This window comes from Leptospira sp. GIMC2001 (assembly GCF_028462125.1).
Taxonomy (GTDB): domain Bacteria; phylum Spirochaetota; class Leptospiria; order Leptospirales; family Leptospiraceae.
Map to the genome: position 1 here is coordinate 36,328 of NZ_CP115468.1, position 14,046 is coordinate 50,373.

At 34.8% G+C, this 14,046-nt stretch carries 11 protein-coding genes and 1 pseudogene; 6 read left to right on the forward strand and 6 right to left on the reverse strand.

The window, feature by feature from the left end; all coding sequences use genetic code 11:
- Window position 1: 1 nt before the first annotated feature.
- From O4O04_RS01680 to O4O04_RS01695, 4 genes are all read left to right on the forward strand, one after another.
- The gene (locus O4O04_RS01680; protein ID WP_272533737.1) at window positions 2–907 is read left to right on the forward strand and encodes an LIC_10030 family protein; all 906 of its coding nucleotides are present in this window, start codon (window positions 2–4) and stop codon (window positions 905–907) included.
- 40 nt (window positions 908–947) lie between these two features.
- Window positions 948–1,826, forward strand: a complete 879-nt coding sequence (locus tag O4O04_RS01685) for an NAD(P)-dependent oxidoreductase (protein ID WP_272533738.1) — start codon at window positions 948–950, stop codon at window positions 1,824–1,826.
- Window positions 1,827–1,847: 21 nt separating this feature from the next.
- The gene (locus O4O04_RS01690; protein WP_272533740.1) at window positions 1,848–2,693 is read left to right on the forward strand and encodes an inositol monophosphatase family protein; all 846 of its coding nucleotides are present in this window, start codon (window positions 1,848–1,850) and stop codon (window positions 2,691–2,693) included.
- A 152-nt stretch (window positions 2,694–2,845) separates the two neighbouring features.
- Window positions 2,846–3,427, forward strand: a complete 582-nt coding sequence (locus O4O04_RS01695) for a superoxide dismutase (protein WP_272533741.1) — start codon at window positions 2,846–2,848, stop codon at window positions 3,425–3,427.
- Window positions 3,428–3,474: 47 nt separating this feature from the next.
- Here the strand turns inward: O4O04_RS01695 and O4O04_RS01700 are convergent, their stop codons facing one another.
- Window positions 3,475–3,729 (reverse strand): hypothetical protein, encoded by a 255-nt coding sequence (locus O4O04_RS01700; protein WP_272533742.1) that lies wholly within the window; start codon window positions 3,727–3,729, stop codon window positions 3,475–3,477.
- A gap of 3 nt (window positions 3,730–3,732) precedes the next feature.
- On the reverse strand, window positions 3,733–5,001 hold the full coding sequence (locus O4O04_RS01705; RefSeq protein ID WP_272533743.1) for a dicarboxylate/amino acid:cation symporter: 1,269 nt from the start codon (window positions 4,999–5,001) through the stop codon (window positions 3,733–3,735).
- A gap of 123 nt (window positions 5,002–5,124) precedes the next feature.
- Here O4O04_RS01705 and O4O04_RS01710 point away from each other — a divergent pair, with 123 nt between their 5' ends.
- Window positions 5,125–6,810 carry a putative bifunctional diguanylate cyclase/phosphodiesterase gene (locus O4O04_RS01710; protein ID WP_272533744.1) on the forward strand — a complete coding sequence of 562 codons (1,686 nt, stop codon included), beginning with the start codon at window positions 5,125–5,127 and terminating at the stop codon, window positions 6,808–6,810.
- Window positions 6,811–7,404: 594 nt separating this feature from the next.
- On the opposite strand, the pseudogene O4O04_RS01715 reads toward O4O04_RS01710, so the two are convergent.
- The 3 genes and pseudogenes from O4O04_RS01715 to O4O04_RS01725 form a co-directional block, all read right to left on the reverse strand.
- Window positions 7,405–9,415, reverse strand: a pseudogene (locus O4O04_RS01715) (DEAD/DEAH box helicase); the annotation flags it as partial.
- A gap of 190 nt (window positions 9,416–9,605) precedes the next feature.
- A complete protein-coding gene (locus O4O04_RS01720) occupies window positions 9,606–11,138 on the reverse strand; it encodes an SH3 domain-containing protein (protein ID WP_272533745.1) in 1,533 nt (510 codons plus the stop codon).
- 56 nt (window positions 11,139–11,194) lie between these two features.
- Entirely contained in the window at window positions 11,195–11,911 is a 717-nt protein-coding gene (locus O4O04_RS01725) for a 7-carboxy-7-deazaguanine synthase QueE (RefSeq protein WP_272536154.1), read from the reverse strand.
- A 113-nt stretch (window positions 11,912–12,024) separates the two neighbouring features.
- On the opposite strand from O4O04_RS01725, the gene O4O04_RS01730 reads away from it, so the two are divergent.
- Window positions 12,025–13,665, forward strand: a complete 1,641-nt coding sequence (locus tag O4O04_RS01730; RefSeq protein ID WP_272533746.1) for an anti-sigma factor antagonist — start codon at window positions 12,025–12,027, stop codon at window positions 13,663–13,665.
- A gap of 26 nt (window positions 13,666–13,691) precedes the next feature.
- Here O4O04_RS01730 and O4O04_RS01735 read toward each other — a convergent pair whose 3' ends face one another.
- Window positions 13,692–13,919, reverse strand: a complete 228-nt coding sequence (locus tag O4O04_RS01735; RefSeq protein ID WP_272533747.1) for a transcriptional coactivator p15/PC4 family protein — start codon at window positions 13,917–13,919, stop codon at window positions 13,692–13,694.
- Window positions 13,920–14,046 lie beyond the last annotated feature (127 nt).

The window sequence follows — 14,046 nt, forward strand, 5'->3', positions numbered from 1 at the left end:
TTTGAAACTTGACGAAGTAGCAAAGCTCAATAAATTATTGGCAGGAATTTCAGGCATTAACATTCCTCTCAGAATTTACATTGATAATTTGCATTGCCCATATTTGGAATTAGAAGGTGAATATATTTTGCCTCCTTGTTCCGTTCTGGATGGCGTTGGCTATGACACAGCGAAGCAATATCTAAAAGAAATTTCCCGATTAGTTCCTGAACTAATATCGGGAATGCAAGTTCTGCCTTTTCCACGACCCAAGAAAGACTCGAGTAAACTATTCCTAGTGCAAAGAATAGAAGGAGAACAAGAGTTCTTGTTACTAATCGTTTTGGATGTTGCCCATCTAGGTGGAATTCAGAATGATAAAATTGTAAAAAAAGCAAATCAATCGCAAACCATCAGTATTAGAACGAATCGCATCTATTTTACTAGCAAGATCATTCCCATTGAAAAAATCTATATCGATAAAGGAAATATTGTTAATTTCGATGGTTACGAAGTCACAGAATGGATCGAGAAACAACGCAAAAATGTAAAACAACTTGAGACAGAATTGGAAAACAGAATTCGTCCTTTCTCAGATCTTTTTGATGATGCAGATTTCTCAACTCAAGAAAAATTGATCGCTGAGCATCTTGGTATAAACAGAGAAAATTGGAGATTGGGTAAAGTATATAGCCCGATAGGCATTGAACATCTATGTTTTTCAATAAGGTTCTTGGAAGCAAGGAAGCAAACAATTTTGGAAACGTGGAATATGATTAGAGATTCCTTCTGGGATGGGCTTACTAGCAATGAGAATTTAGAAAAAGGCGTTACTATTGCTTTGCATAATTATTTATCAAATTTTGACTCTAAGTTAGAATATTCGCAATCAGACAATCCGCGCTGGTTGATTACAAAGAGAGCTTAATCATTTAGAAAAAAAGTTTCGAAGAAAAAAGGAGAAAATTATGAGTAAAACTTTATCTCTATTCGGTGTTGGAGTTATGGGTCGAGGTATTATAAAAAACCTTCTCGAGAAAACAGATTGGAATCTAAGACTTTATGCTCGCTCACCTGAAAAAATTTCTGACATTCAGAGCGATCGAATATTTATCTCGAGTGATCCGATCGCTGCGGTTACTAATAGCGATATTTGCATCATTTGTCTAACAGATGACGATAGTATTAGAGGCATCGTCTTGAATGATTTGTTTATATCCAAGGCACCTGAGATCATATGTGATGTTGGAACAACTTCACTAGATTTAACTTTAGAAATTTATAAAGTTTATAAGAATGTTGGTAAGACCTTTTGTGATTCTCCGATGACAGGAAGTAAACTTGCCGCTCAAGACGGAAAGATTTTATATATGTTAGGTGGAAATGATTTAATTTTTAATAGTCTCAATGAATTTTACAAGGCTACAGGCAGAAAAGTCATTCGATGCGGTGATGCAGTTGGTTCTGGACAAAAAGCTAAGCAGGCACTGAACATGATTCAAGCAGGAATTCTTCAAATCTATATGGAAGGAATGTCTCTCGCTAAAAAATCTGGAATCGATGAAAAAGTGCTATATGAAGTCATAGATAATTCTGCCGCTAAATCAGGAATCTCTGATTTTAAAATTCCTATGGTTATGAACAAGAATTATGAAACGCATTTTGCTTTAAAGAATATGTACAAAGATCTAATGCACTCATATAAATTAGCGCTTGATGTTGGTGCCAATATTCCACTCAGTTTTTCTTTAAATTCAATTTATTCTGCGGGAATGAAGTCCGGATTGGGTGACAAAGATTTTTGTTCCCTTGCGGAAATAAATAAGCAGTTGAATGGATTGGACTAGGAAAAAAAACTGGGGTAAGATATGAGCACTTCATCTGGAACTATAGAATTTCCCATGGATCAAACCCAAAGAAGGGTAGAGGTGATCAAAGCCAATTCTCCTGGTTTTATGTTGGCTGCAAGAAAACTTCAGAAAGAATTACGATTGTTTCGGGCAAAAAATGACCAGGAAGAAAAAGATCATATCAATAGTTCGGATCGAATGATGGGTGATTTTTTGATGGATTTTTTTATAAAATCTTTTCCAAAAGATTCCATCGTTATGGAAGATAAAGAAGCTATTCAAGGTTCAACAGGCTTCAAATGGGTAATAGATCCAATTGATGGTTCAATGAATTTTGTTCGAGGTCTTCCTATGTATGCGATATCAATAGGATTAGAATATCGTGAAGGCCCAGTTGCCGGCGTTGTCCTAGTTCCATGTCTCGAAGACATCTATAGCGCAATCTTGGGTGAAGGGGCAACAAAAAATGGAGATACAATTTTTCCATCTTCGACTACCGAATTATCGCGCTCAATTTTTGCTCCGAACTTACCATCTCATCGAGCCAAACAGATTAATGAAATTATGTCTGATCTCACTGCACTGGTTACCTATGCCCGTAGTATTCGTAGAAGTGGCTCAGTCGTACTTGATCTATGTTGGATTGCCGAGGGATGTCTTGACGGTTTATGGGAGAAAAGTGTAAAGCATTGGGATCTATGTGCTACTTCTGTAATTCTAAATGAGGCTGGCGGAAAAATCACTGATTATGATGGAAAGCATTATTGGAATGGACTTCCAGAGATTGTTGCAACAAATTCTTTCCTTCACGAACCAATTCTTGAAGTTCTGAAGAATGCAAGATTATCCATCGGTAGAAATTAATAAAAAATTGTTTACTGTCATAAATATTGAATCTTAAATAGAACACTATTTTCAGATTAGATCATATAGATTTTATACTGGAATTTGATTGGTGAGAACGGTCTAATGGTAACTAATATATTAGATAATTAATAATAATCGGAGACAATAATATGGAACACAAACTTCCTGAACTACCTTATGCTAAAAATGCATTAGCGCCCATCATTTCTGAGGAAACTCTTGAATTTCACTATGGCAAACATCACCAAGCCTATGTTACAAATTTAAATAATTTGATTAAAGGTGGAGAATTTGAAAATTCATCTTTAGAAGACATTATAAAGAAATCCTCAGGTGGAATTTTTAATAACGCAGCGCAAGTTTGGAATCATACTTTCTATTGGCATTCTCTTGCTCCCAAAGCTGGCGGCGAGCCTTCTGGAAAAATTGGCGAAGCGATCAATAAATCTTTTGGTTCTTTTGCTGCATTCAAAGAGAAATTCTCTGCTTCGGCAGTTGGCAATTTTGGATCTGGTTGGACTTGGCTTATTAAAAAAGCAGATGGTAGTCTTGAAATCGTAAACACTAGTAACGCTGGATGTCCAATCAAGGACGGTCTAAATGCGATTCTAACTATTGATGTTTGGGAACATGCTTACTATGTTGATTATAGAAATGCTCGTCCTAAATATGTTGAAGCTTTCTGGAATTTAGTAAACTGGAAGTTTGCTGAAGAAAACTATAACAAATAAGATTTTAAATAAGAATATTAAGACCTCGCAGATTATGCTGTGAGGTTTTAAATATCTAATTCCTTTTCTAAGAGATTGGATAAATCATTTTTTAGTTTAATTATTTCGCTAAGTATTTTAGTAATCTCTGTTTCTTTCTTTAAAATCGTTGCCTGGATATCATCTATTTGAGAATTCTTTTTAGATCTTGCCTTGCGGCTTCTTAGTTTTGTTTCAAGTTGTAATTGAATCTCGCCGTAGATTTCTCCGGATTTAATTTTCTCAATTAGTTCTTCAAGATTATCCGATTTTTGAGATTCCATATATTAAATTTCTCGAAATAAGCGATCCATCACTTTGCTCGCAGTAACATCACCTGTTACATTGATTGCCGTTCGGCACATATCTAGAAATCTATCCACACCAAATATTATGGCAATTCCGGAAGTTGGAACACCAACCGAAGTCAGTATGCCTGCAAGAATTACGATCCCGACTCCTGGTGTTCCAGCTGTGCCAATGGACGCACCGATTACTGTTATTACTAAAGTAACCAATTGGAATAAATCCAGTTCAACACCAAACATTTGTGCTAGAAATATAGTAGCTATTCCTTGGTATATTGCAGTTCCATCCATATTGATTGTAGCACCCAATGGAATGATTAAATCAGCAATCGATTCTCTAACTTTCAATTTCTCTATTGCTGTTTTTAAACTTACAGGAATTACCGCACCGGAACTTGCAGATGAAAATGCAATGAGATGCAGTTCTCTTAGCATGAGAAGGTATACAAAAGGTCGAACACCAGCAACTAGGTATATTATAATTAAATAAAAAACTAACACAGATAGTAATCCCATTAAAACTGTGACTACATAATAAGATAAACCAAGAATCAATTGCAAACCGATGTTCGCAACTGCTTGCATCATTAGTCCGAAAACTGCGACTGGGGCTAAGGAAATTGCCCAACCAACTACTACCATTGTGAAATCTTGAACGGATGCCAGCAAATCTATGAGTGGTTTAGATTGCTCGAGATTAAGTTGAGACAAAGCAAGTCCTAATAGCAAAGCGAAAATAACGATGGAAAGCATACTTGCCTGTTCTAAAACTGCCAGCGGATTTTTAGGAAAAATTTCCATAATTAAATCTGGGATATTTTTAGTTTTCTCAGCATCTTCAGAATTTAAATTTAAGTTTACTTTAGATTTTTCTATATCATGAATTGAACTCATATCAATTTTTTTGCCAGGTTGAATCCATAGAGTCAAAACTATTCCGATGGAAATTGCTATAGCAGTAGTTGATGTGAAATAGAATAAAGACGTGATTGTGATTTTACCAAGCTGACTCTGATTGTTTTGCTTAGCTATTCCTAAGGCTACAGATGATAATACTAACGGCACCATAATCATTTGAAGCAGACCAAGAAAGAGGGTTCCAGGCAATGCAATCCAAGGAATTAGAAATTTTGAATACTCTATAGGAACTAAGTCTGTTTCTTTATTGAAAATGAATCCAAGTAGAATTCCCAATAACATTCCTAAGAGGATTTTTTTCCATAGATTAGAGTTCTTATCCTTTCGCATTGTTGATATTATAATCGGATTAGTTAATCTTGTAAATCTAAATAAAAACGCGACGCGTTAGAAATGCTGATAGTCAAATTACAAAACTGTTTTAATATTCTAAATGATTAAACTGGAGATAAAATGAAAACAAAATCCAATTTGTACTTCTATACTTTTTTATCTAAATTCCTTTTTCCTAAGCATTATTTAGCGAAAATTCTTGCTGTTGCATTTTTAGGAACTCATGTGCCCTTACTGGCTCTATTAGGTTATTTTGTAGCATCAACTTCAGAGTCTTTTGAAGAAGCACTTCCCATTTTATTGGTTGCATTAGGAGCAACCTTGATTGGTGCAATCCTAACTCTTATCTCTCTTAGTTTACTATTGTCACCTGTATCAGCTGTTTCTCAATCTTTGCGAGATTATCTTAGCACAAAACTGAGACCAAATCTTCCTACAGAGTTCAAAGATGAAGCAGGAATTCTTATGAGAGATGCTTCAGAATTGATCAATCAACTGGATGATTCCATATTTTCCCTCAACAATTATGATCAAGAGTCAGGCTTACCGAATCTACTTCTATTTACAGAGAGATCAGAGGAAATAATACAAGAAAGATCTAATGCGGATAGTAAAGAATATTCGAATCTAATTTTATTTGTAATTGAAATAGAAAATATTAAAGATCTAAGAGAATCAAATAGTGAATCTGTCTTCAATCAATTGTTCTACTCATTAACAGACGAACTTCGAAAGATGTTGCCGAAGATTTTTATTGTTGGAAGAACCAAGGATAATGAAATCGCATTATTTATTAAAAATTTGGAAACAAATTTTATCGTAAATGATTTGGCGCGGCAAATTTCTAGTAAGATATCAAAAGGAATATCGATTGAGAATAAAATTTTATATCCCATTATTGATATAGGTATATCTTTCTATCCTTCTGATGGATATTCAATTAAAGATTTATTATCCTCCGCAAGAATTGCTACATCACAAACCAATAAAAGTAATGAGAGAATATATTTTGCATCAGAAAAGGCGTCGGCTCAATTTCGATACAATCTTGAAATACAATCTGAACTTCGAAAGGCAATTGATAATAAAGAGATCAATTTAGTATTTCAACCAAGAGTTTCTATTGAAACGGGTAAGTGCCAATCTTTTGAAATTCTAGCAAGATGGAATCACAAGACTAAAGGATCGATTTCTCCAGGTGTATTCGTATCAATAGCGGAAGAAAGTGATTTGATAATTGATCTTGGAGATTATATTATAGAGGAATCTTTAATACAATGGAATGAATGGCGAAAAAAGGGATTTACTCCGAAAATTTCCATTAATGTTGCCGCTAAGCAATTGCTTGATGATAAATTTATACATAAGTTAGATAATTTATTGAACCTATACAACGTTGAAGTACAGTTTTTGGAGATTGAGCTTACTGAAAGTGGGTTGATTAACAATATTGAAAAAGGAATTGAAGTTATGCATTCATTGAAAGACAGAAATATATCTATTGCACTAGATGATTTTGGAACTGGTTTCTCATCTTTATCATATCTAAACCGATTTCCTGTTTCTACATTAAAGATTGATCAATCATTTATTTTCAATATCGAAACAAGTGATTCAGCGAGAGCAATCGTTGCTTCTACAATTGCACTAGCAAAAAGTTTAGGAATCAAATCAACCGCGGAAGGAATAGAAAAGCAAGCGGATGTTGATTTTTTGAAATCCAAAGGTTGTGATGAAGGTCAAGGATATTTATTTGAGCGACCAGAAAGTCCTGATGTAATATTTGAAAAATATAAGGCTAAGTAATTTATATTGTAAAATATATTTGGAATAATCGTGTTTTGTGGTGAATTTTTGCACCACTCCGTACTTTCTGTAACTCTCGTTCGTAGTCCTCTTTAGCTCTTAATATATCGTTCTTAGTTCTATTGATGATTGCTTTATTTTCTTGCTTTCCTTCCCATTTGAAAGATGCTTCTTGTCGCATTAATTTTTCTTCTAGTTGTCGAATATGTTTTTGATGGCTTGATTGTATTTTGTATTCTTCTTTTAAGAAAAGAGTTGTGGTTTCTTTGGTTAGATCATCTTTTCTTTTCTCAACGGAGACCGTAAGTTTATCATAAACAGCTTTGAATGATTCTGTGAAAATATTGTTCCAATCTAGATTTTCATAATTGGTTTGATGAATTTGAAATCGAAGTTCTTCCGGAAATTCTGTAAGAATATCTATCGTTTTCTCTTTTCTGTTGTAGGATAGATATTGAATTTCAGTTCTTTGTAATGAGAATTGGAACTCAATCAAGAAAACAAAAATGATTCGATCTTTAAGAGTATTTGATTCAACTATTTTGGATTTGAAGGATTCATCGGAAATGAGTACATGTTGTACACATGATTCAATCATTGGATGACCAAATGCTAAAAATTCAAGTGAATCATTACTCAGTGCTAAATCAGAATTGAATGTACCTAATTTCTTTTTACCTTCGGGAGATAGGATTGAATACAATGATTCATCTTTACTGCTAACTTCTTTGGATATATGAAATGGTAAAGTTCCAGAATAGGTTTTTAGATAGCTTAAGATAAAATCTTCTAGATGATTATTATTGTATTTTCGTTCCTCAAGTGTGTGATCATAGTAATCTTTTAGATTGAAATCGATCAATCTAGGTGTAACCAATGAATTTAATTTATCGAAGCCTTTTTTTGCAATTTCAACTCTAAGATCTAATTCAGATTCCAGCTCTTCCTTTGTTTTCTGTCCGGAAACAAACTTCATCAATGACGAATTGAAATCCAATTCTTCTTCAATTGTTCCGAGTAGATCATCGGATGCACCGATAGAATTCTCAAAAAGTAAAATTTTATTAGTTAAAACTTCTAATATTCTTTCTGCAACTGTGTCTTTGGAAGCAAAGTTAAAAATATATACATTGTCTTTCTGTCCAAACCTATGAATTCTTCCAATTCTCTGCTCGATCTTAAGCGGACTCCAAGGTAAATCGTAGTTGAACAAAATGTTCGCAAATTGCAAGTTTCGACCTTCTCCACCAGCCTCCGTGCATATTAAAATTTCTGCATCTTGTTTGAAAGCTAGGATTGCATCTTCTTTCTGATCGGCGGATAATGATCCATGAAAGCTTATTACTTTGAAATCGTGTAAGACTTCTACTAAATAATCTTGCGTGGATCTAAACTGAGTAAAGATTATAAATTTCTTATGACCTTCTTTCTTCAGTTTGATTAGTGTCTCTTTTAGTTTTAGAGATTTCTTATCTTCTTTGATTTGTTTTCCAATATGAATCAGTCGATTGATTGAAAAAAGTTCTCGTTTAAGGTTTTGAAAATCATCGTAGGCTGAATCTTCCAAATCCGATATAAATTCTTCTACACCTTCTGTATCGTCCAGATCCCAATCCTCTAGTTGTGGAGAGATTTGTTTTAATGCATGGAACCTAGTTTCTAGCATAAACTTTCTTTTTGTTAAAGCGGACAGTAGCGCAATTACGGATGAATCTAGTAGTTTCTGGAAAACAATCATCACAAAACCGATAGCCCGATTCTTGGTTCCCATCGCAAGATTGAATTCTCTTTTTACATAATCTGTAGTTTCATCGTAGAACTGTCGTTCAATGGGAGAAAGGTCAATACGAACAGTCTTAGCAAATCGTTTTGTAAAACCGCCAACTTCTACCTTTCTTCTTCGCAATAAAACTTTGGAGATTTTTTCTCGAAGATCAGTCTTGTTACCAACTACATAATCATTTACAAAACTATGATAAGGTCCGAGAATATTTGGATCAATTAGATGCAATAGATAGTACAATTCTTCTAATTTGCCACGAAAAGGAGTCGCAGTTAGCAATAATAGACAATCACATTTTTTAGAAATTTTTTCCGCGAAAAGATATGCCCTTGTGATTTTGTTGTAGTCTCTTCTGAGTCTGTGAGCTTCATCAAAGATTACGATATCCCATTTCGTTTTTAGAATCTCATCTGAGTAATTTGGATTTTTTATAAAGTCAATAGATGTGATGATTTTATTATAATTTTTCCAATGAGTATCTGATCCTTCTTTGAAGTGTTTTCTTTTAACTATCGAAAAATCTTCATTGAACTTATTTTTCAATTCTTGTTGCCATTGAACAAGAAGAGGAGATGGTGCAATGATTAGAACCTTTTTGTATCCTCGACGAAAGATCAATTCCTTCATCACAAGGGAGGCTTCAATAGTTTTACCAAGACCAACTTCATCTGCAAGGATGAATCTAGGTTTCAAACTGTTCACAACGATATGAGTGGATTCAATTTGATGAGGCAATAACCGGGTTCGTGAATTCGAAAGGGCGGATAGCTTATCAAAACTGTGCGTGAGTTTTAGTTCGTATCCAGTTAAACCAAGATCCATTGCGCCAGGAACTGACTCAAACCTCGGAAGATTGTTATTTCTTCCTTGGTTTGCAAGTTTATCCGGGTCACTATTTGGATTGGATAGAAAATCTAGACTAAGTTGGGAAGCTAAGCTCATAAAATGAAAATAAAATTATGTCTCATAATTTCTTGATGGGATAGAAATTCAAGATATAAAAAGATTTTTTTTACAATGCTATCATTTTTCCTTTAGAATATTTATATTTCTTTTCTACAGGATCCCAATCCTTTGTGGCTTCATTGTATTTTGATACTGTAGTAGTTATTGTATTGTCATCATTTACGCGAATTTCCATATCATAAATTTCACTCGATCCATCAAATTCTAAATTTATAGGTTCGTATCTACCGTTTACCCAACCCATCAATGAATAAGAAATTCCACCTCTCTCTTCTTGCGTAAGAAGGATTTCTGGTTTGCCATCATTATCAAGGTCAGCAAACGTTGGTTCGCCCCAAATTTCATTTGAAATTTCTGTGAGTCCTTTTTCGGTTTTAAGGAAAATCACTTTAGTAAAATCGTACGAATTGAACGATGGAGAATTAACAAGACTACCGGTTGCTGATCTATCGATCATACGATCATGTTTATAGCCGTAAAAAATGTAAGCCATACTCAAAGGCAGAGATCCCGATGTTTCATTCCAAGAAATTGGTTCAATATAAGATAATTTTAGATTTAGAAGACTACTTCCAACATCAGAAGGATTTGTTTTAGAATGATAATTTGTCAAAGCAGAGATCTGTTCAGAACTTAAATGGGTTGCTTCTTTCTTAGTAAGTTCAGAATAATCAAAGTTAGTGTAATATTCGATGGATGAATCTTCAATCCATCCACCAGCTCCAATTTCGCATCCCTCCATTCCTGAGAAATGTTGATATACTGCGAAATAATAATTTTTACTATCAATTTGAGCTTTTCTAGAAACTTGAATGAATTCGCCTTTTTTTGGCTCTAAGCTTTTGTCGTAAGAATAACAATAGATAAGATCAAAAATCTTTTCAGGAGAAACTGGTTTGCCAGTTGGACCCGGAGAATCTAAGAATTTTGGTTTATCCGTAGTTATACGAACCAATCCAGAGATTTCAATTTCTTTCCTTGCCTGAGCTGCTTTGGCTTCAGCCATAGGATAGATTGTTATATGTGATCCAAATGCATAACCTTGCTTGCCATCCTCTGTCTCAATATGTTGCCAATATCCAGATTTGCCGCGTATAGTTTCATAGAAAGAACCAGTTGCCAAAATTTTCACTAAATCAAATTGATTCACTTGAAATGATACTTTCGAATCAGTTCCAGGAAAATCTCTTACATTCAGATTAGAAGCGGTAATGATTCCACCGGTTTCTTTTTCTGTTTTATGAAAAACAGAAATGCTTTGATTTAGAATAGCTTCATCATAACTAATAAAACCTTCTTTATCACTTCCGGACACTTTGTACCAAAATTTTTTATCACCGACCTTTGGATCTGGAATTTTATCTTGTAAAACTTTGAATTCGGTTCCTTTTTTGAGAACTGTTAGTTTCTTTTTGTAATCTCCAGGAGACTCAAGGATGGCTACTCCATTTGGCGAAATTACATAGCCTTGGTAAAGGCTCATATCTGTTATAGCTGAGATGGCTTTGGATTTACAGTTGGATGATAATAAAATTCCGAAAAATGAGAGGATAATTAATGGTTTTAGGATTGTTTTCACGATAGCCCCCGAAATTACATACTGGACAACTTCTCTCGTATGAGATCAACAAAAATTTAAACCCCTCTCTTATCGCCCCAAAGATATTTATGAATTTGTAAGGACAATCTAGCCCTTGGAATATTTGAAACCTTTACCCAATCTGCTAATTCTTCAGGATTGAGTTCACTCTGAACAGGTGAGAAAAGTAGATTGCAATTGGGTTTATATAAATCGATAATTTCTAAACTTCGATTGAAATCAAAATGATCACGAATCACAAATTTGATTTCATCCAGGGGATTCTTTCTTCCATTGATAATTTCAAAGTTGCTAATATCCATTCGGTCTTCCATTCCAGATCCCGGCAGTTTATAATCCAACGTAAAGACTGCGTCTGGAAGATCTTTTACAGATTCAGCGCCATTGGTTTCAATTCTTGGATTTGGATAAAAAGGATTCAGGCAAATGTCCTTTTTATGTGAAATTAATTCTTGAACTAGAGTTCGATTATCACCTTCTAATGGTTCTCCACCAGTTATCAGAATTTGTGAGCCAACTTTTGAGTTGAGAGTTCCAATCTGATCGATAATTTCGGAGATTGAGAGTTTCTTTCCTGCATTGGGAGATAGAGCGTATCCAGTATCACACCACAATTTTCTGCCTTCTGAAGTTATTCCACAACGTAGAGAACATCCGGCAATTCGAATGAAAATAGTCGGAACTCCAGTTGTTATACCCTCACCGGATACAGATAAATAAATTTCATGGATGTTACCGTGCACGATGTCAATTTACCACAGAATTGCAAAGGGAAAAGTAGAATCTCCAGATCAAAGAGAATTTTTCAAGATGCGGGTTTTTTTAAGCTTGATTGCTTGTCTCAATTAAAGGTATTCTAACAAAAATGCAAGTCGAAGTAAAATTAGAATATCCGATTGTTGCAGCGGGCACCCCGACTGAGAACCATTTGCTGGTTCGCCTGAAAACTCCGCCTGTAGTCAAAGGTCAGAGACAACCGCTAGTAGTGGGTCTTGCAATTGATAAGAGTTGGTCGATGAAAGGGGAGAAAATGGATGCGGTTTTAGAAGCAGCATCAGCTCTCGTGAACTGGCTAACAAGGCTGGATTACCTCGCAGTCATAGCATATTCAAACGACGTACAAGTTGTACAGGCACTTACGAATTTGACTGAGAAAATTTCCATCACTGATAAAATTCGGAATATCAAAGTTGCGACATCTACTAATCTTAGTGGTGGATGGCTTCAAACTTTACGCGCCCTTGATTCTAAAAAGATCGAAGGAGCTTTCAAGAGAGTAATACTATTAACAGATGGCAATCCAACTTTAGGAATCAAAGAGCCATCTCAATTTATACAAATAGCTAAGGATCATGCGGCCAAAGGAATCTCAACAACTACGATTGGAGTGGGTGATGATTTTAATGAAGATATGCTTCGTGAAATTGCGAGTGCAGGAGGTGGAAATTTTCACTTTATTGATAATCCGGAGCAAGCATCTGATATATTCTTTCAAGAGTTTGGAGATATAGGTGCCTTATATGCACAAGCGATAGAATTGAAAGTTGAAATACCAAGCTCGATGCAGTTTGAAAGTGTATTGAATAATCTCTCCTATGATAAATCTGAAGATATCTCTGAATTTCGTGGTGATATGGGTGCCGTTGGTAAGCAGACAATTCAGATTCAAGCTGGAGATATTCGATCTGATGATATAAAAAATATAATTCTCAAATTCAAAACTTCTAATTCAAAAGTAAAGGGAATCAACGATTTTAAAATTGAAGCAAGCTATTATAATCTTTTGGAAGGAATGAAATTAGAAACCGTATCTGCAAATGGAAAATTTGAATATGGTAACCAAACATCGAAGCAAGATCCAGATGTATTGGTTGAGCTTCTTGTAGTTCAGACTGCGGATGCTATTTTGACTGCTTCTGAATTGATACGAAATGGTAATAGCCAAGATGCTCGTTCTTTGGTATCCGAACAGATTGGTCGCTTAGAAAAGAGCAAGCATTATGCACCGAATGCATTGGGTTCGCTATTGAATCGATTGCAAGTTTTGGAATCTAAGATCAATGAGAACTCCAATACAGTAAGTAAAATCTTTCTCGCATCAGGAAGCAATCTCTCCTCTAAGGGTGCAGATATGATGGATATGAAAGATGTTAATTTTCATGATGATATTTTTATCTACTCATCAATCGGTGATATTGACTTGTACAAATGTCCAGAAATCAAAACTTTGATTCAAGAAAAAATGACAGCAGGATTTCGTTTCATAATTTTTGACATGAAAGGAACAAGTCACATCGATTCTTCTGCTATTGGAACTTTGATTCAAATTGTTGGTTGGTTGCGAAGACGCGGTGGTGAGTTGATTGTTTCGGATCTGAAAGACTCGGTGAGAAAAGTTTTTGAGATTACAAAACTGTACAATCATATCCGAGTTGCACAGAGTTTGGACGATGCTAAAGAAAGTATCTCTCGTATACTAATAACGAGAGAAGGTGACAAGAATTAAAGATTTGAGTTATTCGAAATTTTGAATCAATCCTTGATCCAACTTTCCGCTTCAGTAATTGCTTCTTTCACTTGGTCATAAAGCTCTGGAGGAATCGCGATTCCTTTTTGTGTTGGTTTTAATTCACCATCTTTGTCGGTGTACCATACACGAAGATTTAGATATGTACTTCCTTTGAATTCGGACACTTCCACACGAATTACTTCACCACGCGCACCTTTGTCAATATCACGGACTACACCTGTTCTTTTCATACATCGATCTCCTAAATATTAATTCCAATTACGAAACATTATCTTTATGTCAGACCAGTAAATTAATGAAAAGGAATAATTTTTAGTTTATGATTTTCATTAATTAGGTTAAAGCAATGAACTCAGT

What these genes read in the sequence shown, in the direction of transcription:
- O4O04_RS01685 (WP_272533738.1), top strand. Translation starts at nt 948, where the DNA reads ATGAGTAAAACTTTATCTCTATTCGGTGTTGGAGTTATGGGTCGAGGT.
- O4O04_RS01690 (WP_272533740.1), top strand. Translation starts at nt 1,848, where the DNA reads ATGAGCACTTCATCTGGAACTATAGAATTTCCCATGGATCAAACCCAA.
- O4O04_RS01695 (WP_272533741.1), top strand. Translation starts at nt 2,846, where the DNA reads ATGGAACACAAACTTCCTGAACTACCTTATGCTAAAAATGCATTAGCG.
- O4O04_RS01700 (WP_272533742.1), bottom strand. Translation starts at nt 3,729, where the DNA reads ATGGAATCTCAAAAATCGGATAATCTTGAAGAACTAATTGAGAAAATT.
- O4O04_RS01705 (WP_272533743.1), bottom strand. Translation starts at nt 5,001, where the DNA reads ATGCGAAAGGATAAGAACTCTAATCTATGGAAAAAAATCCTCTTAGGA.
- O4O04_RS01710 (WP_272533744.1), top strand. Translation starts at nt 5,125, where the DNA reads ATGAAAACAAAATCCAATTTGTACTTCTATACTTTTTTATCTAAATTC.
- O4O04_RS01730 (WP_272533746.1), top strand. Translation starts at nt 12,025, where the DNA reads ATGCAAGTCGAAGTAAAATTAGAATATCCGATTGTTGCAGCGGGCACC.
- O4O04_RS01735 (WP_272533747.1), bottom strand. Translation starts at nt 13,919, where the DNA reads ATGAAAAGAACAGGTGTAGTCCGTGATATTGACAAAGGTGCGCGTGGT.